Origin of the sequence: Paraburkholderia sp. BL17N1 (assembly GCF_003634175.1) — a bacterium.
In the GTDB taxonomy this organism is placed as follows: domain Bacteria; phylum Pseudomonadota; class Gammaproteobacteria; order Burkholderiales; family Burkholderiaceae; genus Paraburkholderia.
Genome location: NZ_RBIW01000002.1, coordinates 3,514,724 through 3,537,944 on the forward strand (window position 1 = coordinate 3,514,724; position 23,221 = coordinate 3,537,944).

Sequence of the window (23,221 nt, forward strand, 5' to 3'; positions counted from 1 at the left end):
GACTTTCCTCACAGGAGACACACCGTCATGACCCAATCCGCCGCCCGCCGCGCCGCCTTCCGCGCCAAAGTCAACCAACGCCAGGGCCTGCTCGTGCCCGGCGCCTTCAATGCGATGAGCGCCCGCGTGATCGAGGACGCCGGCTTCGAGGCGATCTACATCACGGGCGCGGGCGTGACCAATATGTCGCTCGGTCTGCCCGACCTCGGCTTCATCGGCCTCGCCGAAGTCGCCGAACATACGGCGCGGATTCGCGACGCGGTCGCGCTGCCGCTGATCGTCGACGCCGACACCGGCTTCGGCAACGCGCTGAACGTGCGCCAGACGGTGCGCGTGCTGGAGCGCAGCGGCGCCGACGTGATCCAGTTCGAAGACCAGATCATGCCGAAGAAATGCGGCCACTTTTCCGGCAAGGAAGTGGTCAGCGCCAGCGAGATGGTTGGCAAGATCCGCGCGGCCGTCGATGCCCGCGAAGACGGCAATCTGCAGATCATGGCGCGCACCGACGCGGCCGCGGTCCACGGCATTGAGGACGCGATCGAGCGCGGCCATCGCTTCATCGAAGCCGGCGCCGACATCCTGTTTATCGAAGCGACCGAATCGCTCGCCGACATCGAACGTTTGCCGGGGCTGTTCGACAAGCCGCAGCTGATCAATATCGTGATCGGCGGCAAGACGCCGGTGCAATCGCGCGAGGCGCTCGCCAAGCTCGGCTACGGCATCGTGCTGTACGCGAACGCGGCGCTGCAAGGCGCGGTGCTGGGCATGCAGCGCGCGCTCGGCACGCTGAAGAGCAATGGCCGCCTCGACGAGGATGCCACGCTGGTCGCGCCGTTCAGCGAACGCCAGCGGCTGGTCAACAAGCCGCTGTATGACAAGCTGGATCGGGAGTACGCCGCGAAAGACTAAGAAGCATGACGAGGACGCTGTGTCCGGTTGATCGGCTCGGCTAGCCGGCTTGCTGCTTTGCCGACTTTCCGTGCGCGTGTGGGCTCGACGCGTTGCAGGGGCGCGCGGGCTTATGGTCTTTCCGGCTTGCGGGCTTTTCAGGCCCACGGACTTGCCGGCCTAACGGGCACGCTGCGTGCGCCGCCTGCCGCGCACACGCGGCACTCGCCGCGGTAGGCGGTATGGCGCCATTTATTGCGTTAGGATTCAGGGCTGGCGCTCGCTTGCCATCGTCGATGGCCGTGCCGCTGCGCCCCATCCGCGGCCGCGATCCCGTCGCCCGTCCGCCCCGTCCGGATGCCGGAAACACGTTTTCAAAAGGTAGTCGCAAGAACATGAAGGTCCAACCATCGCGCGCGAAGCGCCGGCACAGCATCGGCGCTGGAATGCGCTCGCACGACACCGCAAGCCGTCCGACAGGAGCCGCGCAATGAGCGGCAGCGAGACACGCAACACGCACGTCGGCTGGCTTCCGTATATCGTCGCGGCCACCTTCTTCATGGAGTACCTCGACACCACGGTAATCGCCACCGCGCTGCCGCAGATGGCGCACTCGTTCGGTGTCGGCCCCAACAGCCTCAGTCTCGGCATGACGGCCTACATGCTGGCGCTGGCGATCTTCATCCCCGCGAGCGGCTGGGTCGCCGACCGCTGCGGCTCGCGCACGGTGTTCTTCAGCGCGATCGGCGTGTTCACCGTGGCTTCCGTGTTGTGCGGCCTGTCGCAGAGCGTCGTCGAGTTCACCGCCGCACGTCTCCTGCAAGGCATAGGCGGCGCGATGATGGTGCCGGTGGGCCGCCTGATCGTGGTCCGCAGCACCGAAAAGAGCCGCATGATGCAGGCGATCTCGACCATCACGTGGCCGGCGATTGCCGCGCCGGTGGTCGGGCCGCCGATCGGCGGCTTCATCACCACCTACGCGTCCTGGCGCTGGATCTTTCTGCTCAACGTGCCGTTCGGCCTCGCGGCCATGGCCGTGGCGCTCGCGCTGGTGCCGAACCTGCGCGGCACCGAACGCAAGCCGCTCGACGTGGTCGGCCTGCTGCTGAGCGGCGCGGCGTTGACGGCGATTCTCTACGGCGCGGAGCTGGCAAGCCAGCCCGGCGAGAATCCGTGGATCGCCGGGGCGATCATCGTCGGCGGGTTGCTGGTGGGCGTGGTGGCGTTCCAGCATGCGAAGCGTCATCCGCATCCGCTCATCGACGTCTCGACGCTGAAAATCCCCACTTTCTCCGTGACGGTGGTGACGGGCTCGTTCACGCGCATCGGCATTGGCGCGGTGCCCTATCTGATGCCGCTGCTGTTCCAGGTCGGCTTCGGCTTGTCGGCGTTCAAGTCGGGGCTGTTGCTGCTCGCGAGCGCGCTCGGCAACCTCGGCATGAAGGCGCTGACCACACGCATCCTGCAGCGTTACGGTTTCCGCATGGTGTCGATCGTCGACGTGACGGTCGCCGGCGTGTTCATCATCGCGTGCGGATTGCTGAGCCCGAACGTGCCGCTCGCGCTGGTGCTGTTCGTCGTGTTCATCTACGGCGTGGCGCGTTCGATGCAATTCTCCACGCTCGCCACACTCGCCTATGCCGACGTCGCGCAACCGCAGATGAGCGCCGCCAGCACGCTATGGAGCGCGGCCGCGCAAATGACAATCGGCCTCGGCATCGCCTTCGGCGCGGTGTCGCTGCGCGCGGCGGCGTTCTTCAATGGCGAGATCACGGGCCGCGTGTTCACGCTCGACGATTTCCGTCTCGCGTTTCTGTTCGCGGGCGTGGTGACGCTGGCATCCGTGATCGGCTACATGGGTCTCGCACGCAATGCCGGCCAGAGCATCGGCGGCGGCTCGCGCGGCAGCGAAGACCCGGCCAAGGGTTGACGAGAAAACACGTTGATAAACGGCAGGAGACACGCGTTGCAAGCACACGAACTGACGATTTCGAATGACAAGGCCGCGCTCGATATGGAGACGGTCTATACGTTCCTGTCGCGAGAAACGCCGTGGGCCAAGGGCATGCCGCGCGAGACGTTCGAGCGGGCCGTCGCGGGCTCGCTGTGTTTCGGCGGCTATATCGACGGCAAACAGATCGCGTTCGCGCGCCTGATCACGGACGAGGCGACTTTCGCTTACCTGTGCGACGTGTTCGTGCTGCCGGCGTATCGCGGCAACGGATATGCGTCCGCTTTAATGAAGCACGTTTTCGCGAGCCCGTCGCTGCAGGGCTTGCGAAGAATCGTGCTGGTGACGACGGACGCGCATCGCGTGTACGAGCCGCACGGCTTCACGGGACTCGCGACGCCGGAACGTTATATGGAGCGGCATAACCCGGACGTGTACAAGCCGGCCTGAGCGTAGCGCGCGCCGCGAACTCTCGCGGCGCTGTCATCGGTGTGCCACGTTGGACGGTTAATTTGCTGCGGGAACAGAAACCGCACAAGCAGTAAAAACCGTCCCGCTTATCGGCGCGCTGGCCGTGAGCGGCTTCGTCATGTTCGCCAAGGAAGCCTTGTTTCGCTATATGCGCGCGGAAGGCGCCCGCACCGGCTCGGCGATTCTGCTGGCCAGCGCGTGGCACGCGCGCGTCGACGCGGTGTCGGCGCTGGTGGCGACGTTGGGACTCGCAGGCAGTCTGGCCGGCATGCCGATGCTCGACCACATCGCCGGCGCGGCGATCGGCCTGATGATCATGCGCATGGGCTTCGTAAGCGGCCGCAGCGCGTTGAAGCAACTTTTCGCTGGCTCGCCCGGCAACGCGACTGCCGCCGCCGGTCAACCGGCTGAATAAAATCTGGAAGCGGTTCGCGTCAGCCGTAAGCGCGTTCGCGCATCCACTTCGTCATGATCCATTTGTCGCCGCCGAGCACCGGCGCGCCGCCGTGCAAGGTCAATGGATCGAGTTGGCGCCGGCCGTTCATATAACGGAAATACACCGCCCCGCCCTGTCTTGCCGCTACCGATATGCCCGCTTCCGGGAAGATCGTTTCGCCGCCGTCCGCCACGTCATTCAGGTAGATCACCAGCGTGGCGACGCGCTGGCCGCCTTGCGCGGTATGCACCGCGCTGCCGGGTTGATCCGGCGGAAAGTAGTCGAAGTGCGGGCGGTATTCGCCGGTCGTGCCGTAGTGCAGAATCTGCAGCCCTTCGCCGTTTTCGACCGGCCAGTTCATCAGGCTCGCAATACGCCGGTCCATCCGTTCGATGAACGTGTCTTCGCCGCGCTGAAACCAGATGCCTTCGCTGGTGCGATTGCGGATCACGTCTTCCTTGCCGGTATCGGGATTGACCGTGGTGGAGCGCTTCAACCGATGGCGGGAGCGCTCGATCATCTCGGCGCATTCGTCCGGCGACAACACGTCGCCGAACACGATCACCTGGGGACGCTCGCAGCGCATCAGCACACGCACGTCGCGATCGTGCGCGCGGATCAGATTGCCGCGCGCGACGGGCGGATCATCGTATTGGTACGTTCGTGGCGCGGCTTTGGCGAGCGCCGCCTCGGTCGCGGCCGCCGCGGCAAAGGCCGGGTTCGCCGCTTTAGCCGGGTCCTGGCCGAAGGTCCTGTGCACGGCCGCGCGCGCGGCGTCGGTGGCAAAACCGGCCTGCACCATGGCGTCGACCATCGAATCGGGACTGCAGCCGCGCGCCACGTTGCTGCTCAGCCACTCTTCCCATGCGGCATCCACTACTGGCATAGCATTCCTCATTCGTCCGCTTGAAAAAATTCAGCATCACGTGGCTGAATGATAGCAAGCAGGCGGTCTTAGGCCTGACTGCGCGGCACGTTGCTCAAGTGCGCTGCTGACGGCGCCTGTAGAGTTCGAGGCCCTTTCGCGCCTGCGCCCGGATAGCGCGCTGCACGAGCGGCGACCAGCCGAGCAGCGTCCCCTTGAGGCCGAGCGCCTGGCGCGTCCAGCTCCACAAATCGAAACTGTCGCGATGCTCGACGATGCGTCCGTCGCGAAACACGAAACGGGCGTCGATGCGGTTGACCACCGCGCGCCCCGTCTGGCTGAAGAGATAGCTCGCAATCCAGTGGGCGCGGCCGCTGCGCTCGTCCGCTTCGACGCCTTCGAACGTCAGCGAAAAGTCTTGTGCGCGCGCCACCAGCATGCGCCACATATCGCGAGCTTCTTCGCCGCGCAGCTCGCCGAACGCGGGGTCGCTGAAGACGACGTCGTCCGCGTAACAGGCCACCATGGTTTCGGCGTCGCGTTGCTGGAACGCCGTGTAGAAACACTGGATCAGTTCGGTGTTGGTGTTCGCGTTGGGATGGCTCATTGTTTTGATGGGGTGCGTTGGCCGTTTTTGAAGTCGATCCGGAAAAGCGCCCGGCGATCATTCGACGGCGGGCACGCCGCACAAGCGCACGGCCAGCGTGGCGAGCTTTGTCGAATTGATGGCCCGTCTGCATCCGGAGAATCTCGCCCAACTGGGCAATCCGCCTACTCCGGTGTTTTGCCTGCGGCACGGCTGAGCGAGCTCTGTTCACGAACTCGGCACCTCAGGAGCGGATCAGCCTGGTCAACTCGGCGATCTGTTTCGCGCAACTGCGCTGCGCCTCGACTTCGACGTCGCGGTACAGGCGAATGATGGTTTCGCCCACCGGCGTGAGCGTACAGCCGCCGCCGCTCTGACCGCCCTGCTCCGAATGCGTGGCCGGCGACTTGAGCGAGCGGTTCAGTTCGTCGATCAGCAGCCACGCGCGCCGGTACGACATATCGAGGCTGCGCGCCGCCGCCGAGATCGAGCCGAATTCGCGCACGGCTTCGAGCAACTCGACTTTGCCCGGCCCGAGCGCGACCGCGTCCGCGCTACGGATGCGCATTCTGAAGCGCACTTCGGGGCGCGTTTTCGCGGCTTTTTTTGCCGCTGGCGCGGGGGTGTTTTTTGGGGTGTCAGCCATGCGCGAAAGCATACACGAACCGCCTTGCGCCGCCACCCTGGCCGATCGGCCGTCACGGTCATCCTCGGAGGTCTGGGAAGCAATGCCGGTAGTCTTCGCAGCCCGGACAACCCGGCGCCGGCCCAGGCTGCAAACCCAATGACAGCGCGCGTCGTTCGGCGAGGGATCTCTTCCACCGCAAGTTGGCGGTATTCAACGCAACGAGCGCAGGGAAATAGCGCGTCAACATCCACGTGACTTCGTCGCGGCCGGCGAAACCGAGATCGCGCCACAGATGATCCGGGCGCAAACAGGCATGAGCGACGATCGCCGCGAGACACTGCGCGTCGTCCGCCTGGACCGTGGCGCTGGCCCGCATGAGCAATAGGGCGTGGAGCGTGCGGACGCCTCCCACTCAATTAACGCGGGGCAGCGTCGTCACACAAGACAACGCGAGGACGTCGTAATATAGCGCTCTTAATAACGCATCGGGGTTATCGCATGATTCGCAAGCTGCTCGCTTCTCTCGTCGCTCCTGTCGCGGTCGTTTCCGGCATCGTGACGACCATGCCCGCGTTCGCGCAGGACAATACGGTCAACGTGCTGTACGCCGGTTCGCTCGTCAACCTGATGGAGCGCAGCATCGGCCCGGCATTCGAGAAAGCCACCGGCCAGCATTTCCGCGGCTACGCGGCGGGCTCGAACAAGATCGCCAACGAGATCAAGGGCAAACTGCGCCGCGGCGACGTATTCATCAGCGCGAGCCCCAAGGTGAATGACGGTCTGACGGGCGCGGCAAACGGCGATCACGTCACGTGGTATGTGAACTTCGCCGAATCGCCGTTGATGATCGGCTACAACCCGCAAAGCAGATTCGCGCCGCAGTTCAGGAGCAAGCGCTGGGACCAGGTGCTGCAGGAGCCGGGCATCCGCATCGGGCGGACCGATCCGAAGCTCGACCCGAAGGGCGCGTTCACCGTCGAGATGGTGACCAGGGCGGCTGGGCTCTACCATCAACCGGACCTCGTCGAGAAAACGCTTGGCGCCGCGGAAAACCCCGAACAGGTGTTGCCTGAGGAAACGCTGGTGGGCCGTCTGCAATCAGGCCAGCTCGATGCCGGCTTTTTCTATTCCACCGAAACGTCAGACCTGAAGATTCCGGCAATCCGCCCCGCACCCGAATTACAGGCCAAGGCCAGCTACACGCTGACCATTCTCAGCGACGCGCCGAATCGTGAAGGCGCGAGCAGCTTCGTCGACTTCCTGTTGAGCACGCAGGGCCGCGCGCTGCTCAAGCAACATGGCGTGGACGTCATCAAACCGACCGTGAGCGGCAACGTGCAAGCCATGCCGCCGTCGGTGCAAGCCGTAATCGACGCCGCGCAGTAAGCGCGATGAAACGTACCGCTGCGCGTCCGCTGCTGTGGCTGGCGGCGCTGCTGGCCGTCTATCTGTGCGCGCCGTTCGTGGCGAGCGTGCCGCAACTCGGCGCGGCGGACTGGGCCAATGTCGACTGGCGCGCGACGTGGTCGGCGGTCGGCGTCTCCGCCGCGAGCGCGAGCGTCGCCTCGCTCGCGATTCTGCTGGGCGGCGTGCCGCTCGGCTATTTCCTCGCGCGTTCGAACTCGCGCAAGGTGGCGTTGCTCGGCTTTGTCGTGCAGTTGCCGCTGGCGCTGCCGCCGCTCACCAGCGGTGTGCTGCTGCTGTTTCTGCTCGGCCCGTATAGCTGGGTCGGCCGCGTCACCAACGGCGTACTGACGGATTCGTTCGCGGGGATCGTGCTCGCGGAAGTCTTCGTCGCCGCGCCCTTCCTGATCATCGCCGCCAAGTCCGCGTTCACCGCCGTCGATCCGATACTCGACGACGTCGCCGCGACGCTCGGCCATCACGCCGGCAGCCGCTTTTTCCGCGTCATGCTACCGGTTGCATGGCCGGCGATTCGCGCGGGACTCGCGCTCGCGTGGCTGCGCGCATTCGGCGAATTCGGCGCGACCGTGATGGTGGCCTATCACCCGTACTCGTTGCCGGTCTACACATACGTCGTATTCGGCGGACAAGGCTTGCCGGCAATGATGCCCCTGCTGCTGCCGACGCTCGCCATCGCGATCGTCTGCGCGGCGCTGTCGATTTACAGCCTTCGGCAAAAGACCGCGCCCGATCAAACCGAAAACGGCGACGACACGCTCCAACCCGGCGTGGGCCTGACGGCTTCGAGTAGCAGCGAAACAGCGGACTTGCGCCTTGCTTTCCATTTGCGACGGCAATTGGGCGCGTTCGATCTCGATCTCGCATGGACGCCGGCGACGCGTCGCCTCGCGATCATCGGGCCGTCGGGTTCGGGCAAGTCGCTGGCGCTGCGTCTGATCGCGGGGCTCGAATCCAACGCAACGAGCAGCGTGACGCTCGGCGCGACGCCATTGAATACGTTGCCGCCGGAACGCCGGCAGATCGGCTACATGCCGCAAGACTACGGCCTGTTTCCGCACATGACGGTCGCGCAGCAGCTGGCCTTTCCCGTCGATGCCGATCCGGCGAGCGCGCGTTACTGGCTCGATCATCTGGGTCTCGCGCAACTAGTTGCGCGACTGCCGCATCAACTGTCGTTCGGCCAGCGGCAGCGCGTCGCGCTCGCGCGCGCGCTGACACGGCATAGCGAACTACTGCTGTTCGACGAACCGTTCGCCGCGCTGGACACGCCGCGGCGGCGCCGCTTGCAGCAGTCCTTGCGCGCGCTGCAGCGCGAGATCGCCGCAGTGACGATTATCGTCACGCACGATCCCGATGAAGCCGCGTTGCTCGCTGATGAAGTGCTGGTGGTCGAACAGGGCCGTGCGCTGCAAGCGGGCTTCATCGACGCCGTGTTTGAACGGCCAGCGTCGATGCGCGTGGCCGGTCTGCTCGGCTTGCATAACGTCGGCGAAGGTGTGATGAGCGCGTCGGGCCAGGTCGAGATCGCGCCGGGCTTCGTGATCGGAACCGGCGACAGTGGGCTCGCCCTGCCTGCCGGCGAGCGTGTCATGTGGCGCGTATCGTCACATGCGATTGTTGTAGGGCAAGACGGCACGCATGCGGGCGTGGTCGATGCGGTCGAACTACGGCGCGGCGAGCGCTATGTCCGCGTGAATATCGCCGGCGTCCGCTTCGACATTGCCAATGAAGATACCCGCCTGCGCGAAGGCGCACCGTGCCGGATCGAGATCCGCGCTTCGGGCGTTGCGGTCTGGCCAGCGAGCGACGTGGCGCACTAGCCTTCGTGCGCGTGAGCGCGGCTCCTGATTTCGGCCAGCGACATATCGATCAGCAGCTTGCCGGAATCGAACACCGTCACCAGCGCGTCTTCCCAATCGCTCGCGACCGTGCGCTCATCCCAGGCAACAGGTAGCGTGGTCGTTCGATACTCGCCCGTGTGGCGATTCCTCAGCAGCGTCAACCGCCCTTTCATCGAGCGCTTTCCGGCGTCCGTGACAGGATCCTTGAGCACGTCATGCCACTCGTCGCCTAACCGGATCGCCGAACACTTCATCGCGAAGCGCTGCGTGTCGCGATTGATCTGCTGCAACAGCGCGCCGCCCATGCCGAACACGATGTTGTCCGCGGCGAAGCCGGCTTCGTCCATAGCGGCGAGAATCGTTTCGATCGAATCGGGATTCACGCCGTCGCCCTGAATCACCCGCACCGTGTTGAGCACGCGCCGCCCTTTGCCGTTCACCACCGATCCGAACGACGCCTCCAATGCCCGCAGCGTTTGCAGCACGATGGTTTGCGGATCGCCCGAGTCGGGCCGGATCACCAATGTGCCGCCCGAGTCGAGCACGGCCTGCTTCAGCTCGTTGCCCCAGGCGTCGAGCGCGGCGAACAGATCATAGGAGTCGGACACCACCGACACGATCCCGCCCGGCTTGCCGAACCGCGCGATCATATTGCGAAACGCGTCGGTTTCGCGCTCGCGGCCCCACGAGGTGATCGTGCTGTGTTCCGCCGCCGGCACGGAAAACGCCGCCATCGTCTCGTTGTAGTAGTGGTTCGCCGCGACCACACCGAGCACGGTATCCGAGCCCATGAAGCTGACGAGATGCGCCGCGCCGCCGATCGCCGCCGACTCCGCGCTCGACACGCCACGTGCGCCGAAGTCGTGCAGCTTGAACGGCAATTGCGCGAGGTCGTCGCTGCTCTTCAGCAGATAGCCGCGGATCGCCGCGCGCAGATGCCAGCTCTGCGTCGCAACCGTAATCGGATACCACACGCGCAGCAGCATGGTCTCCAGATACGACGCCAGCCAGAACACCTGGGGGTCGTCGCATTCCACCGTGACGAGCACGTTGTGCGTCGGCACGACCGAGCCTTCCGGCACCGCGCGGATGCGCACCGGCAGATAACCGCCGCGGTGTTCGACGATGTAGCGCCAGCCCGCTTCGTTGAACGGCTCGCCGTGCGCCGTGAAGAATGCCTTGGCCTGCTCGATCATGGCCGGCGTGATCGGGCGGCACAGGTATTCCTTGATGAGCATCTGCAGGCCGAAGAACAGCGTGCGGTCGTAGCGCCCGCCGCGCGATTCGATGTATGAAAACATCGCCGACGCTTCGGGCGGATATTGCAGGTAGTGCGACGCCTTGTACGAATCCGTGTTGAGAATCGGATTGGACAGAATCGACGCGATATCGTTGAGACCGCTGGACTCGTTTTGCATGGACGATGCTGCGCTCATAGGCGCTCTGAAAAGTAAGCAGACGGGCCGCGCATCCGGCCGGCCATAACGACACGATACACCGTCAAAACACAGTGGGAATCACACCGAACCGCGCCTTGCTTCGATCGGCGCGATAGGTTCGGGGCAACGAAGCACTTCCACCGAGGTCGCGCGTATGAGCGGCCCATGTCACTGCAGACTCGTTCGATATGCGAATTATTATTTGAGCCGGCTGCGCCACGGGCTGCCAGCCTCCGGGTGTCGCAGCGTAGCAGCCGCACGCGTCCGCTGTCCAGATCAGCCGATGGACGAGCGGATTTGCTTCCAACTGATGTGTCCCGCTCGACAGGATGGGTTCAATGCCCCGGCTTGAGCTGCGGCGGCACGTTCGGCCGCGATGCGAACAGCCGGCCGAGCACGCCTTTGCGGCGCTCGGCGCTCGCCGGCCACAACATGTCCGCCAGCAGGCTGATGCCTTGCGCTAGCGTGCTGTCTCTCGCCGACGTCACCAGCGGCACACCGCGGCTGAGCGCGTCGTTGGCCTGCTTGTCGTCGCGCGGAAGTTGATGCGCCACCTTCGCGCCGAGCGTCTGTTCGAGCGTCGACAGGTTGATCTGGGCGTTCTTGTCGTAGTGATTCACCACCACCCGCACCTTGCTGGCCGGATAGCCCAGTTCCCTGAAGATATCGAGCATGCGGCGCCCGCCGTGCAGGTAAAGCAGGTTCTGACGCACCACCATGCAAATCGCGTCGCTACGATCGAGCGCGTGGATCGTCATCGGATTCAGGCTCTGCCCGACGTCGATCAGCACCGCGTCATAGCGCTCGCGCGCCAGCGTGAGAATGCATTCCAACTGCGCGGGCAGCAGTTCGGCCGCCTTGAGCGGGTCGCCTGCGCCCGCCAGCACATCGAGATTCGCGTGGACATGCATCACGCATGATTCGAGTAGTGCGGCGTCGAGGCGCTCCGCCTGGGAGCAGAGATCGGCAAGCGTGGTGGGCGGCGGCTTGTCGGCCATGAGCAGACTGGCGTCGCCGAATTGCTGGCTCAGGTCGATCAGCAGCACACGCCGGTTGCTCAGCGCGGCCAGCGAATACGCGAGATTCACGGCGATCAGCGTGGTGCCGCTGCCGCCCTTGCTCGACGCAAGCGAAACGACGCGGCCGGCGCGACGGCTAGTGGCGCTTTTACGCGCGTCGGCCTGGATGAGAATGATGGTGATCTCGTCGGCGTCGGCCGGCCACGACAACACGTGTCGCACGCCGACGCGCATCGCCACGCCCAGCAAGGCGGTGGACGGCGCCGCCGTCATCAGCACGCAATGCAGGGCGGGCGTGCAGGCCAGCGCTTCCTCGACGCCGTCCAGGTCGCGCGCGCTCAGATCGGTGTCGTCGACGATCAGCATATCGGCGCTCCGAATCGCACGATCGTGCGCCCGCACTTGCCGGGCCGTGCCTTGAGCGGTGCGCAGCCGGTAAGCCACGCCGCTTGCTTCGAGGCGAGCGACGATTTGCGGCGCACGCTCCATGCAGGATGAAATCAGGAAGATGTCGATCATGTCGGCTCTCCGCCGGTCTGGCGCGTTCGGTTGGCGAAGCCGCCTCGACAGCGGTCGAGGTTCGCTTTAATCGTCGGCATCGGACGGATGAATGTCCGCACCGCGCTCGTAGTTTCGTTCCTGCGACACCGGCATCTCATACACCGAGTCGCGTAGCGCCTCGCGCTGGATCTCCGCTTGCGCCCGGCGCTTGATCGCCTCGGCGATCACCAGCGTAGTCAGATCGACCGGCGCAGCGGCGAACAAAGCACGCGGCGCGGCGATATGCCGTTGATAGAAAACGCCCACTGAGTGAGTCGTGCTTTGACGAACCGGCCGTACTGTGCCGGCCGGTTTGGTGATCTGTCTGGTCATGACAACCCCCGAAAAAATGTGCTTCTTCTACCGCTCTGTCCAGGTGAGCCGTGTCCGCAACTTCGCGGACACGGCGCCCGGTCCACCTCGTAACCCGCGTCTCTCTCCGGAGACTCCGGCCATTCCTCCCCGCTTCGTCGCGCCCGGTTGGTCCTCGACCGCGCGCTGCCCCGTCGCTGCTCTTTCGCTGTTTTTCTTGTTGTTGTGCGTACCGTTCGCTCGCCGACTCCACGAGCGCGATACATGTTGTTTTTTTCCGCCCTTCACATCCGCCAGAACCCGACGGAAAAAGTGGCGAGGTCAACCTTTACATCGTCCGGTCGCAATGACCGGTACGTTGTACCGACCATTGCGCCGTTCTTTTATGACATCTGTTTTTTTATTGGCCCCGCCGCACCCTCGTAGAACGCAATGGCTTTCCCCAGCCGCGCCTACGAAGTCTTTTTGCCGCCGGTCTCTTCTTATTCTGGCTTCCCTGAACCTGGGACCGGGCGGCAACAGCCTTCGCTGTGAAGTGCTTATTGCAACGGCTATGCCATGCACCCTCAAACCCTTATGCCACCGTGATCGTCGATGCGGCGCACCGGACTTGGGCGTACTTCGCAGCTCGCGTTGATTCGAATTCGACACATGTTCCCGCGCCCGGCGACACGCCGCAGCGCGATATTCGCGGCCATCTGAACGCTGGGCAGCCCGCGCGTTCCGCGCGTGGCCGGGAGTTGCGTCGCATCCCGGTTAAATATGCCGACGCTTCGGAACCCTATCCGGTAGCAGCGCACGTATGCCCAATGTGTCGCACGCGTGAGACAAGGCAAATCTCGAACTACAGTTCCGTTTGACATTTGCCGTAAAACGAACTGAAGCGCTATGTGCGACGCCGCGCATAGCAGGACTTGACCATCCATTTTTGAAGCGCAAGGACAATGGAGCGACGTAAAAAACGTTTCTGAATCCAGACTTGTTTATATGGCGCTTCACAGCGGTTTCGCTTATCGTTAAGCCCATGCGCCAACAAGAGCGCCTGTATCAGGTCAACGAGGTTAAAAACGGTTTGAGCGATTCGGGGAAAAGATCGCGTGACGGTTTCAACGGTGAACACTGTTGCCGCCATTCGTCAGATATGCAGCAGCTCGCGGTTTGCGCCGCCTGCTCCATGCTCCCCGAGATTGCCGCTATCGTGAATCGTGACCGCCGGGCTGGGAGGAGCAGAACCCAAGGCGGTGGATCATTCCATGTCCGGACTCGCGCAAGCGGACCGGCTGGCTCCGTTGGCCGGAAGCCGGCATAACGCCGGTCTGTCGCGTACGTCGCAGAACAGTCCTGAGAGCTGCATCAACCGGGGGTAACATGAATACGACTTGCACGCCTGTCGACACGGAACGCACCGTTCTATATGTGTCGAACTCGCCCGATCAGAAACTCGCCGATTTTCTGGCGGCTTCCGGCTGGCAAGCGGTGCATGCCAAAAGCACGGCCGTGGCCGAGCGTATGCTCGAGCGCGGCAACATCAAGGTCGGCCTGGTCGAACTGCCGGGCGACTGCACATCCCAACATCTGTCCGCGCTGGCGTCCTGCATGCGGCGCGTAGAAACCAACTGGGTCGCCCAGATCGCGCCGGGCCAGGCGGAAAACGAACTGGTCAGCCGCTTCATCCTCGATTACTGCTTCGACTTCGTGACCCGGCCGTGGCTCAACGAGCGGCTCGTATTCGCGCTCGGCCATGCGCATGGCCTGTCGAGCCTGCGGCATGTGGAAGTCGCGCCGGAGCCTTCGGCCGGCCGGCACGGCATGGTGGGGCAATGCGAGGCGATGCAGCAGTTGTACCGGCGCATCGACAAATGTGGCGTGACCGACGCGCCGGTGTTCGTCGCCGGCGAATCCGGCACGGGTAAGGAACTGACCGCCAAGGCGATTCACGAACGCTCGCCGCGCGCCGGCCGCCCGTTCGTCGCGATCAATTGCGCGGCGATTCCTCCGAGCCTGCTGCAAGCCGAACTGTTCGGCCATGAACGCGGCGCGTTTACCGGCGCGCTCCAGCGCAAGATCGGCCGGATCGAGAGCGCGCACGAAGGCACGCTCTTTCTCGATGAAATCGGCGATATGCCGCATGAATGCCAGGCGGTCCTGCTGCGTTTCCTGCAGGAAGGCACGATCGAACGGCTGGGAGGCAACGGCCCGATCAACGTCAATGCGCGAGTGATTTCGGCGACCCACGTCGATCTGGACAAGGCGGTCGAAGACGGCCGCTTCCGCTCCGACCTGTATCACCGCCTGTGCGTGCTGCGTCTGGTCGAGCCGCCGTTGCGCGAGCGCGGCGGCGATATCAAGTTGCTCGCCAACTATGCACTGAGCATGTACAAACAGGACGGCGCACGCAAACTGCGCGGCCTGTCGAGCGACGCCATCGTCGCCATGTCGAACTATCCGTGGCCGGGCAACGTGCGCGAGTTGATCAATTGCGTGCGCCGCGCCGTGGTGATGAGCGAGGGCCGCTTTATCACGGCCAGCGATCTGGGCCTGCCGGAAGCCGACAATGGGCCGGCTGTCACGTTGGCGGAAATCCGCAGCAAGGCCGAGAAAGACGCGATCGAACACGCTTTGCAGCGGCATGGCTACAAGTTGTCCGAAGCGGCGGCCGAACTCGGCATTTCGCGGGCCACGCTGTATCGGCTGATGCATGCCAACCGGCTGCATCAGGAGCCGGCGGCCGGGCGCGCTTCCAACACGGCCGGCGGCGCGGATGCCGACGGCGACGCGGAGCGACGGGCGCCTTCTTTGGTGTGAGCGGGTAAGTTCAGCGGCGCTTTTTGCTGCGCCTGATTCGATTGACGCCGGCTTGAACCTCGCCGGCGGGAAGTTCGCGGGCTGCGCACGCCGTCACTGCACGCGCGCCATGGTGCGCAACGACGCGACTCGATGCATCAGCAGCGTCGCTCACATCGCTCGCGCCTTTCGCCGTTGCGCCGGCATTGCTATGCTGAAGGCCGTTCATCCATCCTCCGGGAGCGGACTTGGCCGACCCGCACGCACCGGCGCTCAAGCGCCGTTCCTCGTCCGTCCTGCCCGCTCAGGCCAGCCCGTGCGATGCGCTCGTCATCCGCGCGCAGCCTGCCAGTCTCGTCCACCCGTGCCGGCGTAAAAAACTCGCGCTGGCCGCGACTATCCTCGGCTCGAGCATGGCTTTCATCGACGGCTCCGTGGTCAATGTCGCCTTGCCGTCCATCCAGAGCGAGCTGGGCGCGAGCGTGGCGGCGATCCAGTGGGTCGTCGACGCCTATCTGCTGTTTCTCGGCGCGCTGGTGCTGGTGGGCGGTTCGCTCGGCGACAAGCTTGGCCGGCGCACGGTGTTCATCGCGGGAATCGGGCTGTTCACGCTCGCCTCGATCGGCTGCGGCCTCGCGCCCGGCGCCGCGGCCCTGATCGCGGCGCGCGCCGTGCAAGGCGTGGGCGCGGCGCTGCTGGTGCCGAGCAGCCTGTCGATCATCGGCGCGGTGTTCGACGACAAGGAGCGCGGCCAGGCGATCGGCACCTGGGCCGGCGTCGGCGCGATCACCTCGGCGCTCGGGCCGGTGGCGGGCGGCTGGCTCGTCGATGCGTTCTCGTGGCGGGCCATCTTCTTCCTGAACGTGCCGATTGCCTGCGCGACGGTCGCGCTGGCGGTCATGGCCGTGCCGGACAGCCGGCAGGACGATGAGGTAAATCCGTCCGCGCGCGCCGGCGGGGCCACTGGACACGCGGCGGCCGAACTCGACTGGCCGGGCGCGGCCACGGCCACCGCCGGACTCGCCGCCCTGACCTACGGCCTGACGCTCGCCTCGGCGCGCGGCTTCGGCGACCGCTGGGTGCTGGCGTCGATTCTCGGCGGCCTGCTGGTGCTGAGCGCCTTCGTCGCGCTCGAAGCGAGAACCCGCAATCCGATGATGCCGCTCGACGTGTTCCGTTCACGCGACTTCGTCGGCGCCAATCTCGTCACGCTGCTGGTCTACTTTGGCCTGGGCGGTGCGCTGTTCTTCCTGCCGTTCACCCTCATCCGCGCTTATGGTTACAGCGCGACTCAGGCGGGCGCGGCGTTGCTGCCGGTACCGGTGACCATCGGCCTGCTGTCGCGCTTCACCGGCGGCCTGACGAGCCGCTACGGCGCGCGGGCCTTGCTGACCGCCGGGCCGGTCATCGCCGCGGCCGGCTTCGCAATGCTCGCGCTGCCGTGGGTCGGCGGCGAGTACTGGCGCGGCTTTCTCCCTGCGCTGACCGTGCTCGGACTCGGTATGACCGTTACCGTCGCGCCGCTGACGACGACGGTAATGGCCTCGGTGTCCGCCGCGCGCACGGGCGTCGCTTCGGGCATCAATAACGCGGTGGCGCGGGTGGCGAGCCTGCTGGCGATCGCGGTGCTGGGAATCGTGTTCGTGTGGTCGCACGACGCGGCTCTCGAGGCACGGCTCGATGCGCTGCATGTGCCGCAGGCGGCGCGCGCGGCGGCAAGCCTCGCGCAGGTCGGCATGGATGCGGGCGCTGCATTGCCTGTCGCGGGGGCGGGTGCGTCGAAGGGCAAAGTGGGCGAGGCAGACGTGTGGGCGGCGCACACCGAAACCGACGCGACTCACACAAACGGGGATCCGGCACGGGCCCAACCCGAGGTGGCGCGGGCACAAGCCGACGCCCTCGGCGCGGCATTGCGCGCGGTGGCGCTGGTGTCGGCGTTGTGCGCGCTGGCCGGTGCAGCGCTGGCGTTTTTGACGATCAGCTAGCAACGGCCGCCGGAGATGCGCCGCGCCTGATTGACGCCTCGCGCACGGTCACCATCCATAGTTCATACCGCGCTGAAACATCGCTGCCCGGCGCGCGCCATACTGCAGTCACGGTCCTTCACACCACGACCTTCGACTAAACAGGGAGCTTGCACATGGCGATTACCTGCTTCATCCGCTATCAGATCGATCCGTTCCAGCGCGATGCCTTCGACGAATACGCCCGCAACTGGGGCCGCATTATTCCGCGCTGCGGCGGCCATCTGATCGGCTATTTTCTGCCGCATGAGGGGACCAACGACATCGCGTGGGGATTGATCGCGTTCGACAGTCTCGCGGCCTATGAAGCGTATCGGGCGAGACTGCGCGCCGATGCCGAGGCACGCGACAATTTCAAGCTGGCGCAAACGAAGCGCTTCATTCTGCGCGAGGAGCGCACCTTCACCGAAGTCGTGGAAGGCACCTTGGGTGTGCCGCCGGTGCGCAGAGGGGCGGCGACGGAGTGATGGCGAGGCGGTGGACGTAGCGACGGCCGCGGCATTTATGCGGGCAGCGCGGTTGCGGTTGCGGTTGCGGTTGCGAAGACGCGTGCAGCCGGCAGGCACTCGCGATGGCGGCAGAACGGGGAATTCCGCCCCGCCGCAGCCGGCATGGGACAATGCGGCTCTTTCCGACAGGCAGGTTTTTTGCTTCCGCAAGATGCCGCCGCGCGGGGCTTGCCGGCTTTCAGGCACCTCGCGCCAAGGCCGCCCAAGGAACTTGTACGACCACACCCATGTCGGTTCATGGTCACGCCGCCGAACCGGCCAGTATCCGTCGGCACAGCCTTCCGCCTCTGTCCCCCGCTTTACACCCTATGCGCAAACTATTCCCAATCTGGCTTTTCTTCCTCCTCGCGTTCATCGCCGCGCCGGTTTTCGCCGCCGCACCGCCGGCCACGGCCGCGTCGTCCGCCTCGGGCGTCGGGGTCACGCTGACGCCCGAGCAGGCCCGCCAGGCGCTCGCCGTTCTCAATGATCCCAAGCGCCGCGCGCAAGTCGCCGACACGCTGCAGGCCATCGCCGCCGCCGGCGCGCTGAGCGCGCCGCCCGCTTCCGCGCCCGCGGCCGCCTCGGCGCCCGTCGCGGCAAGCGGCGCCGCCGCGCTCGTGCCGGCGGCGTTCAAGTCGAACGGCCTTGCCTCGCAACTGGCCCGCCAGGGCGCGCACTGGGCCGTGCACCTCGGCGCGTCGTTGCGCAGTTCGGTTGCCGCGCTGCTCGACGTCGCATCGGTGCGCGCCTGGTGGAACTGGCAATCGACCAACCCGCAAGCGCGAGCCGTGCTGGGCCACGTCGCCCGGTCGCTGCTGGCCGCGCTGCTTCCCGCGCTCGCGCTCGAATGGCTCGCGCGCCGCCTGCTGCGCCGCGCCTACCGCGCACTGGCCGCGCGCCGCGAACTGGAAGACGACAACGACGCGCGAACCGACCTGCCCGTCGACGTCGCGCCCCAACCCGGCGACGCGCCGAACGCCGCGCCGCCGTTGCCCGTGTCGCCGGCTTCGCCGGTAAGCGCGGCGCAGGCGCAAGCCGAGGCCGCGCCGGCAGGTACCTCGGCCGCCACGAAGGCTAAAGGCAAGGTCAACGAAGCCAAAGGCAAGCAGAACGCCAAACATCACTGGACGCTCCTGCGCCGCCTGCCGCGCGCGCTCCTGACAATGGTGCTGCGGCTGTTGCCGCTGGTGGTGTTCGTCGGCGCGGCGAGCGCGCTGATGTCGATCTTCGCCGACGACGGCACGCCGCAAGACCGCGCGCTCGATTCGCTGATCGACATCTACGTGCTGTGCCGGATGATCGTGATCGTCTGCGGTTTCTTCCTGCAGCCGGCCGCGCCGCGTTTGCGCCTGCTGCGCATGAGCGATGCGTGGGCCGCTTTCATGCAGCGCTGGGTGGTGAGGATCGTCAGCGTGGTGGGTGTGGGCTCGGCGGTCGCGGAGATCGCGCAGTCGCTCGGCCTGAACGACGCGGCGCATCTTGCCTTGATGAAGGTGGTCGCGCTAGCCGGCCACGTCATGATCTCGATCCTCGTGCTGCAATGCGCGAGCCCGGTCGGCGAACTGATCCGCAAGCGCCTCGCCGCGCGCAAGTCGCTTGAAATGTTCGGCAACGTATTCGCCGAAGTCTGGGCGTGGGCGACGGTGTTTGTCGTGATGGCGCTGTGGTTCATCTGGGCGCTCGACGTGCAGAACGGCTATCACACGCTGCTGCACCTCGGCGGCATTTCGCTGGCGGTGCTGGTAGGCGCGCGGGTCGTGTCGATCGTCATGTTCGGGGCGCTGGCCCGGCTCTTCAATGTGCAGGACGACGCGACCAAGTCGGTCGTGCATCAGCATGCGTACCGCTATTACCCGCTGCTGCGCCGTGTGGTGGCGTGGGTCATCGGCATCGTGACCGCGCTCGCGCTGTTGCAGGTGTGGGGCGTGCATGTGGTCGACCTGTTCCGTACGGGCACGATCGGGCACCGGCTCGCTTCGGCGATCATCACGATCGGCGTGGCCGCCGTGATCGCGCTGCTGGTGTGGGAAGGCGTCAACGTCTCCGTCGAACAGCGGCTCGACCGCTGGACCACCAGCGGCGACCTCGTGCGCGCCGCGCGCTTGCGCACCCTGCTGCCGATGCTGCGCAGCGCGCTCTTCTGCGCGATCGCGCTGGTGGTGGTGCTGACCGGTTTGAGCGAACTCGGCGTGAACATCGGGCCGCTGCTGGCGGGCGCGAGTATCTTCGGCGTGGCGCTCGGATTCGGCTCGCAGAAACTGGTGCAGGACTTCATCACCGGCATTTTCCTGTTGATGGAAAACGCGATGCAGGTCGGCGACTGGGTCACGCTCGCGGGCGTGTCTGGCACCGTCGAATATCTGTCGATCCGCACCGTGCGGCTGCGCGGCGGCGACGGTTCGCTCTACACCGTGCCGTTCAGTTCGGTGTCGACGGTGAACAACACGAATCGCGGCATCGGCAATGCGGCGGTGAAGGTCAACATCGTATTCGGTCAGGATGTCGATCTCGCCATCGACACCTTGAAGGAAATCGGCGCCGCCTTGCGCGAGGACGACAAGTTCAGGGACGGCATTCTGTCGGACTTCAGCTTCTGGGGTGTCGATGCGCTCGACGGCTCCGCCATCACGCTGGCCGGCCAGATTCAGTGCCGCGACAGCGCGCGCTGGGGCGTGCAGCGCGAATTCAACCGGCGCATCCTTTTCCAGTTCCAGGAGCGCGGCATCGAGATCGCGAACCCGCAGCGCAATCTGTTGACGTGGGACCCGGACAGCGCGCCGGCCAGGATCGAAGCGGATGACGTCTCCGAAGACGCCCCCGGCTCATCAAATGCAACGCAGGACGAACCGCCCGCCGCCGCGCCATCCGCCGACGCCGCCGGCAAAGCCGACGCGCCGGTGGAAGACCAGTTGCCCGTCGATCCTAAGCCGGCTGGCGGCCCAGGAACGCCAGCAAATCCTGGTTCAACCTCTCCGCATGAGTGAAGTCGATAAGGCGTGGCCTCAAGTGGGAATCGTGGTGCCGTGCCGCCACTGTGCCGGGCGGCGGCAGGCGGGTCGATTACCTAAGAGGTAAAGAGGCGCGCTAGTGAAGCGCCGGTGCCGCGCTGTTTATTGCACGTCCCACCAGCGCGGCAGCAAGCGCCGCACTTCCGGCCGCCGATAACGGTCGTCGATCAGATGCACCACACCCTGGTCCTGCTCCGTGCGAATTACGCGCCCGGCGGCCTGCACCACTTTCTGCAAGCCGGGGTACAGATACATGTAGTCGTAGCCATTGCCGAACCTCGTCTCCATCGTGCGACGCATCTGTTCGTTGATCTCGTTCATCTGCGGCAAACCGAGCGTGGCGATGAACGCGCCGATCAATTGCCGGCCGACCAGGTCGACGCCCTCCGAAAACGCGCCGCCGAGCACCGCGAAGCCCACGCCCTGGTGCATGGTGCGAAAGCGCGCAAGAAACGCGTCGCGCGCCGTTTCGTCCATGCCGGGTTCCTGCGCCCAGACCGGCAAATCCGGATGCCGCTCGCGCATCAGCGCGACCACGCGCTGCAAATACTCGAAGCTGCTCAGAAAGCCCAGATAGTTGCCCGGCTGCGCGGCGTATTGCCTGGCGATCAGATCGACGATCGGCATGAGAGAACGCTCGCGGTCGCGCCAACGCGTCGATACGTTGCCGGCCACGCGCACCTGCAACTGCTCGGCGCGAAAGGGGCCTTCCACGTCGAGCCATTGGGTCTGTTCGGGCAGGCCCAGCGTGTCGCGATAGAAATGATGCGGGCTGAGCGTGCCCGAGAACATCACCGTGGTGCGCGCGGCCGCGTAGCGAGGCGCGAGAAACGGCGCGGGAATCACATTGCGCACGCACAGCGTGGCATTCGTTTTGTCGCGCGGCGCGTAACGGTCTGTGGCGAGCGTGATATCGAAGATGGAATGCTCGCCGAACTGTTCAGCCAGCGCGACGAAATGCATCGCGTCGAAGAAAAAGCGCAGCGACGCTTCGTCGATGGAAAGCGGTGCTTCCGCCAGTTGATCGGTGACGGCGCTAATCAGATTCTGCGCGGCCGAGAGCAGTTTGCCGGGGACCTCGGCATAGACCTGATAGGTCTCGGTCTGCGCGCGTTTGACAGCGCTCCACTCGCGTTGCAGCCGCTCGAGCGGCTTGCGCAAGGTGGCCGGCGCTGTCTTGCGCGCGAGCCGGAACGCCGCCTGATCGAGCGACGCGCTGTACATGCGCCGCGCGCGGTCGAGCAGATTGTGCGCCTCGTCCACCAGCACGCCGACGCGCCACTGATTGATCTGCGTGAGCGCGTACAGCATCGCGCTGCTGTCGTAGTAGTAGTTGTAATCGCCGACCACTACGTCGGCCCAGCGCGCCAGTTCCTGCGCCAGATAGTACGGACAGACCTGGTTGGCGAGCGCCGCGTCGCGCACCGCCGCGCGGTCGAGGCGCGGACCGGCCAACGCCGCGCTTCGGGCCGCGTCGAGCCGGTCGTAGAAGCCGCGCGCGAGCGGACAGGATTCGCCGTTGCAGGCTTTGTCGGGATGCTCGCAGGCTTTGTCGCGCGCGACCAGTTCGAGGGTTCTCAACGGCAGACGCGTGGCGCCTTGGTGGAGTGTTTCGATCGCGTCCAATGCCAGCGCGCGACCCGGTGTCTTGGCGGTTAAAAAGAATATCCGCTCGATCTGGTCCGAAGCGCACGCCTTGAGCAAGGGGAAAATCGTCGCCAGCGTTTTGCCGATGCCGGTCGGCGCCTGCGCCATCAAAGGCTTGCCGTCACGCGCCGCGCGATACACCGACACCGCCAGCTCGCGCTGCCCACTGCGAAACTGCCCGTGCGGAAACTGCAGCGCGCCGAGCGCCACGTTGCGCGCGGCCCGATGCGCTTCTTCCTGCACCGCCCAATCGAGAAAGCACTCGCATTGTTCGACGAAGAAAATCTCCAGGTCGAGCGCGGTATGCGTTTGCGTCAGCAGCACCTCTTTCTGCGTGCCGATATCGAAGTACACCAACGCGACGGTCAGCTCCGCGAGCTCCCGCGTCCGGCACAGCAGATGACCGTAGACGAGCGCCTGCGCCCAGTGCAGCGTGCGGTGATTGGCCGGCATGCGTTCGAGATCGCCGCGATGGGTCTTGACCTCTTCCACGCGGTTCGCGACGGGATCGTAGCCGTCGGCGCGCCCGCGCACGGTCAGATTGCGGTGCGTGCCGGTCAGCGTGATCTCGGTTTCGTAGCCGCTCGCGCGCCGGCCGGCGACGGTCACGTGGCCCGCCATGCCTTCGAGCGAGGTCGGCGCCGGCGTGAAGCGCAGATCCAGATCGCCGCGCCTCGCGGTGAACTCGCACATCGCCCGTACGGCGACCACGTAGGTCATGCGCGGGCCTCGCTGGTGGGGCTGATGACGGCTTGCGTGGAGGCTTCGATAGTGGCTCTTGTGGCGGCCTCAGAGAAAGCTTTGGCGTTAGCGTCGGCGGCAATTTCAGCCGCGCCACCTTCGGCAACGACCTCTTCATCGGCCCA

At 65.5% G+C, this 23,221-nt stretch carries 17 protein-coding genes and 1 pseudogene; 10 read left to right on the forward strand and 8 right to left on the reverse strand.

Annotation, left to right across the window (positions count from 1 at the left end; genetic code table 11):
• The first annotated feature begins 27 nt into the window (after positions 1–27).
• The 4 genes from B0G82_RS35675 (at position 28) to B0G82_RS35695 (ending at position 3,725) form a co-directional block, all read left to right on the forward strand.
• A complete protein-coding gene (locus tag B0G82_RS35675; RefSeq protein ID WP_116145127.1) occupies positions 28–909 on the forward strand; it encodes an oxaloacetate decarboxylase in 882 nt (293 codons plus the stop codon).
• A gap of 469 nt (positions 910–1,378) precedes the next feature.
• A complete protein-coding gene (locus B0G82_RS35685) occupies positions 1,379–2,818 on the forward strand; it encodes an MFS transporter (protein WP_121310710.1) in 1,440 nt (479 codons plus the stop codon).
• A gap of 36 nt (positions 2,819–2,854) precedes the next feature.
• Positions 2,855–3,289, forward strand: a complete 435-nt coding sequence (locus B0G82_RS35690; RefSeq protein WP_121310712.1) for a GNAT family N-acetyltransferase — start codon at positions 2,855–2,857, stop codon at positions 3,287–3,289.
• 109 nt (positions 3,290–3,398) lie between these two features.
• The gene (locus B0G82_RS35695; protein ID WP_258875779.1) at positions 3,399–3,725 is read left to right on the forward strand and encodes a cation transporter; all 327 of its coding nucleotides are present in this window, start codon (positions 3,399–3,401) and stop codon (positions 3,723–3,725) included.
• Between the two features lie 19 nt (positions 3,726–3,744).
• On the opposite strand, the gene B0G82_RS35700 is transcribed toward B0G82_RS35695, so the two are convergent.
• From B0G82_RS35700 to B0G82_RS35715, 4 genes and pseudogenes are all read right to left on the reverse strand, one after another.
• Complete coding sequence (locus B0G82_RS35700) at positions 3,745–4,632, reverse strand: 2OG-Fe(II) oxygenase (protein WP_116145135.1); 888 nt, start codon at positions 4,630–4,632, stop codon at positions 3,745–3,747.
• A gap of 94 nt (positions 4,633–4,726) precedes the next feature.
• A complete protein-coding gene (locus tag B0G82_RS35705) occupies positions 4,727–5,218 on the reverse strand; it encodes a nuclear transport factor 2 family protein (protein ID WP_116145137.1) in 492 nt (163 codons plus the stop codon).
• A gap of 223 nt (positions 5,219–5,441) precedes the next feature.
• A complete protein-coding gene (locus tag B0G82_RS35710; RefSeq protein WP_241974981.1) occupies positions 5,442–5,843 on the reverse strand; it encodes a LysR family transcriptional regulator in 402 nt (133 codons plus the stop codon).
• A 58-nt stretch (positions 5,844–5,901) separates the two neighbouring features.
• Positions 5,902–6,228: pseudogene (locus B0G82_RS35715) on the reverse strand (nitrogen fixation protein NifQ); the annotation flags it as partial.
• 95 nt (positions 6,229–6,323) lie between these two features.
• On the opposite strand from B0G82_RS35715, the gene B0G82_RS35720 reads away from it, so the two are divergent.
• Positions 6,324–7,211 (forward strand): extracellular solute-binding protein, encoded by an 888-nt coding sequence (locus B0G82_RS35720; RefSeq protein ID WP_116145141.1) that lies wholly within the window; start codon positions 6,324–6,326, stop codon positions 7,209–7,211.
• Between the two features lie 5 nt (positions 7,212–7,216).
• Complete coding sequence (locus B0G82_RS35725; protein WP_121310716.1) at positions 7,217–9,070, forward strand: ATP-binding cassette domain-containing protein; 1,854 nt, start codon at positions 7,217–7,219, stop codon at positions 9,068–9,070.
• Here B0G82_RS35725 and B0G82_RS35730 read toward each other — a convergent pair.
• The 3 genes from B0G82_RS35730 to B0G82_RS35740 all read right to left on the reverse strand — a co-directional run bounded on the left by B0G82_RS35730 (position 9,067) and on the right by B0G82_RS35740 (position 12,422).
• A complete protein-coding gene (locus B0G82_RS35730) occupies positions 9,067–10,509 on the reverse strand; it encodes a nicotinate phosphoribosyltransferase (RefSeq protein WP_121310718.1) in 1,443 nt (480 codons plus the stop codon). The two genes, B0G82_RS35725 and B0G82_RS35730, sit on opposite strands and share 4 nt — an antisense overlap.
• A 356-nt stretch (positions 10,510–10,865) precedes the next feature.
• Entirely contained in the window at positions 10,866–12,068 is a 1,203-nt protein-coding gene (locus B0G82_RS35735; RefSeq protein ID WP_121310720.1) for an AAA family ATPase, read from the reverse strand.
• A gap of 66 nt (positions 12,069–12,134) precedes the next feature.
• Entirely contained in the window at positions 12,135–12,422 is a 288-nt protein-coding gene (locus tag B0G82_RS35740; protein ID WP_116145150.1) for a hypothetical protein, read from the reverse strand.
• A gap of 1,347 nt (positions 12,423–13,769) precedes the next feature.
• Between B0G82_RS35740 and B0G82_RS35745 the strand changes: the two genes are divergently transcribed.
• The 4 genes from B0G82_RS35745 to B0G82_RS35765 all read left to right on the forward strand — a co-directional run bounded on the left by B0G82_RS35745 (position 13,770) and on the right by B0G82_RS35765 (position 20,684).
• Positions 13,770–15,206, forward strand: a complete 1,437-nt coding sequence (locus B0G82_RS35745; RefSeq protein WP_106278286.1) for a sigma-54 dependent transcriptional regulator — start codon at positions 13,770–13,772, stop codon at positions 15,204–15,206.
• A gap of 227 nt (positions 15,207–15,433) precedes the next feature.
• Complete coding sequence (locus B0G82_RS35755; RefSeq protein ID WP_121310724.1) at positions 15,434–17,170, forward strand: MFS transporter; 1,737 nt, start codon at positions 15,434–15,436, stop codon at positions 17,168–17,170.
• A 155-nt stretch (positions 17,171–17,325) separates the two neighbouring features.
• Positions 17,326–17,676 (forward strand): NIPSNAP family protein, encoded by a 351-nt coding sequence (locus B0G82_RS35760; RefSeq protein WP_121310725.1) that lies wholly within the window; start codon positions 17,326–17,328, stop codon positions 17,674–17,676.
• Between the two features lie 350 nt (positions 17,677–18,026).
• Positions 18,027–20,684 carry a mechanosensitive ion channel domain-containing protein gene (locus tag B0G82_RS35765; RefSeq protein WP_121310727.1) on the forward strand — a complete coding sequence of 886 codons (2,658 nt, stop codon included), beginning with the start codon at positions 18,027–18,029 and terminating at the stop codon, positions 20,682–20,684.
• A 126-nt stretch (positions 20,685–20,810) separates the two neighbouring features.
• Here the strand turns inward: B0G82_RS35765 and B0G82_RS35770 are convergent, their stop codons facing one another.
• Positions 20,811–23,075 (reverse strand): ATP-dependent DNA helicase, encoded by a 2,265-nt coding sequence (locus tag B0G82_RS35770; protein WP_121310729.1) that lies wholly within the window; start codon positions 23,073–23,075, stop codon positions 20,811–20,813.
• Positions 23,076–23,221 lie beyond the last annotated feature (146 nt).

Bases quoted from the DNA above. Each gene is read 5' to 3' on its own strand.
- B0G82_RS35720 (WP_116145141.1), top strand. From the start codon at position 6,324: ATGATTCGCAAGCTGCTCGCTTCTCTCGTCGCTCCTGTCGCGGTCGTT.
- B0G82_RS35685 (WP_121310710.1), top strand. From the start codon at position 1,379: ATGAGCGGCAGCGAGACACGCAACACGCACGTCGGCTGGCTTCCGTAT.
- B0G82_RS35725 (WP_121310716.1), top strand. From the start codon at position 7,217: ATGAAACGTACCGCTGCGCGTCCGCTGCTGTGGCTGGCGGCGCTGCTG.
- B0G82_RS35705 (WP_116145137.1), bottom strand. From the start codon at position 5,218: ATGAGCCATCCCAACGCGAACACCAACACCGAACTGATCCAGTGTTTC.
- B0G82_RS35740 (WP_116145150.1), bottom strand. From the start codon at position 12,422: ATGACCAGACAGATCACCAAACCGGCCGGCACAGTACGGCCGGTTCGT.
- B0G82_RS35765 (WP_121310727.1), top strand. From the start codon at position 18,027: ATGCGCAAACTATTCCCAATCTGGCTTTTCTTCCTCCTCGCGTTCATC.
- B0G82_RS35745 (WP_106278286.1), top strand. From the start codon at position 13,770: ATGAATACGACTTGCACGCCTGTCGACACGGAACGCACCGTTCTATAT.
- B0G82_RS35710 (WP_241974981.1), bottom strand. From the start codon at position 5,843: ATGGCTGACACCCCAAAAAACACCCCCGCGCCAGCGGCAAAAAAAGCC.
- B0G82_RS35675 (WP_116145127.1), top strand. From the start codon at position 28: ATGACCCAATCCGCCGCCCGCCGCGCCGCCTTCCGCGCCAAAGTCAAC.
- B0G82_RS35735 (WP_121310720.1), bottom strand. From the start codon at position 12,068: ATGATCGACATCTTCCTGATTTCATCCTGCATGGAGCGTGCGCCGCAA.
- B0G82_RS35700 (WP_116145135.1), bottom strand. From the start codon at position 4,632: ATGCCAGTAGTGGATGCCGCATGGGAAGAGTGGCTGAGCAGCAACGTG.
- B0G82_RS35770 (WP_121310729.1), bottom strand. From the start codon at position 23,075: ATGACCTACGTGGTCGCCGTACGGGCGATGTGCGAGTTCACCGCGAGG.
- B0G82_RS35760 (WP_121310725.1), top strand. From the start codon at position 17,326: ATGGCGATTACCTGCTTCATCCGCTATCAGATCGATCCGTTCCAGCGC.
- B0G82_RS35730 (WP_121310718.1), bottom strand. From the start codon at position 10,509: ATGCAAAACGAGTCCAGCGGTCTCAACGATATCGCGTCGATTCTGTCC.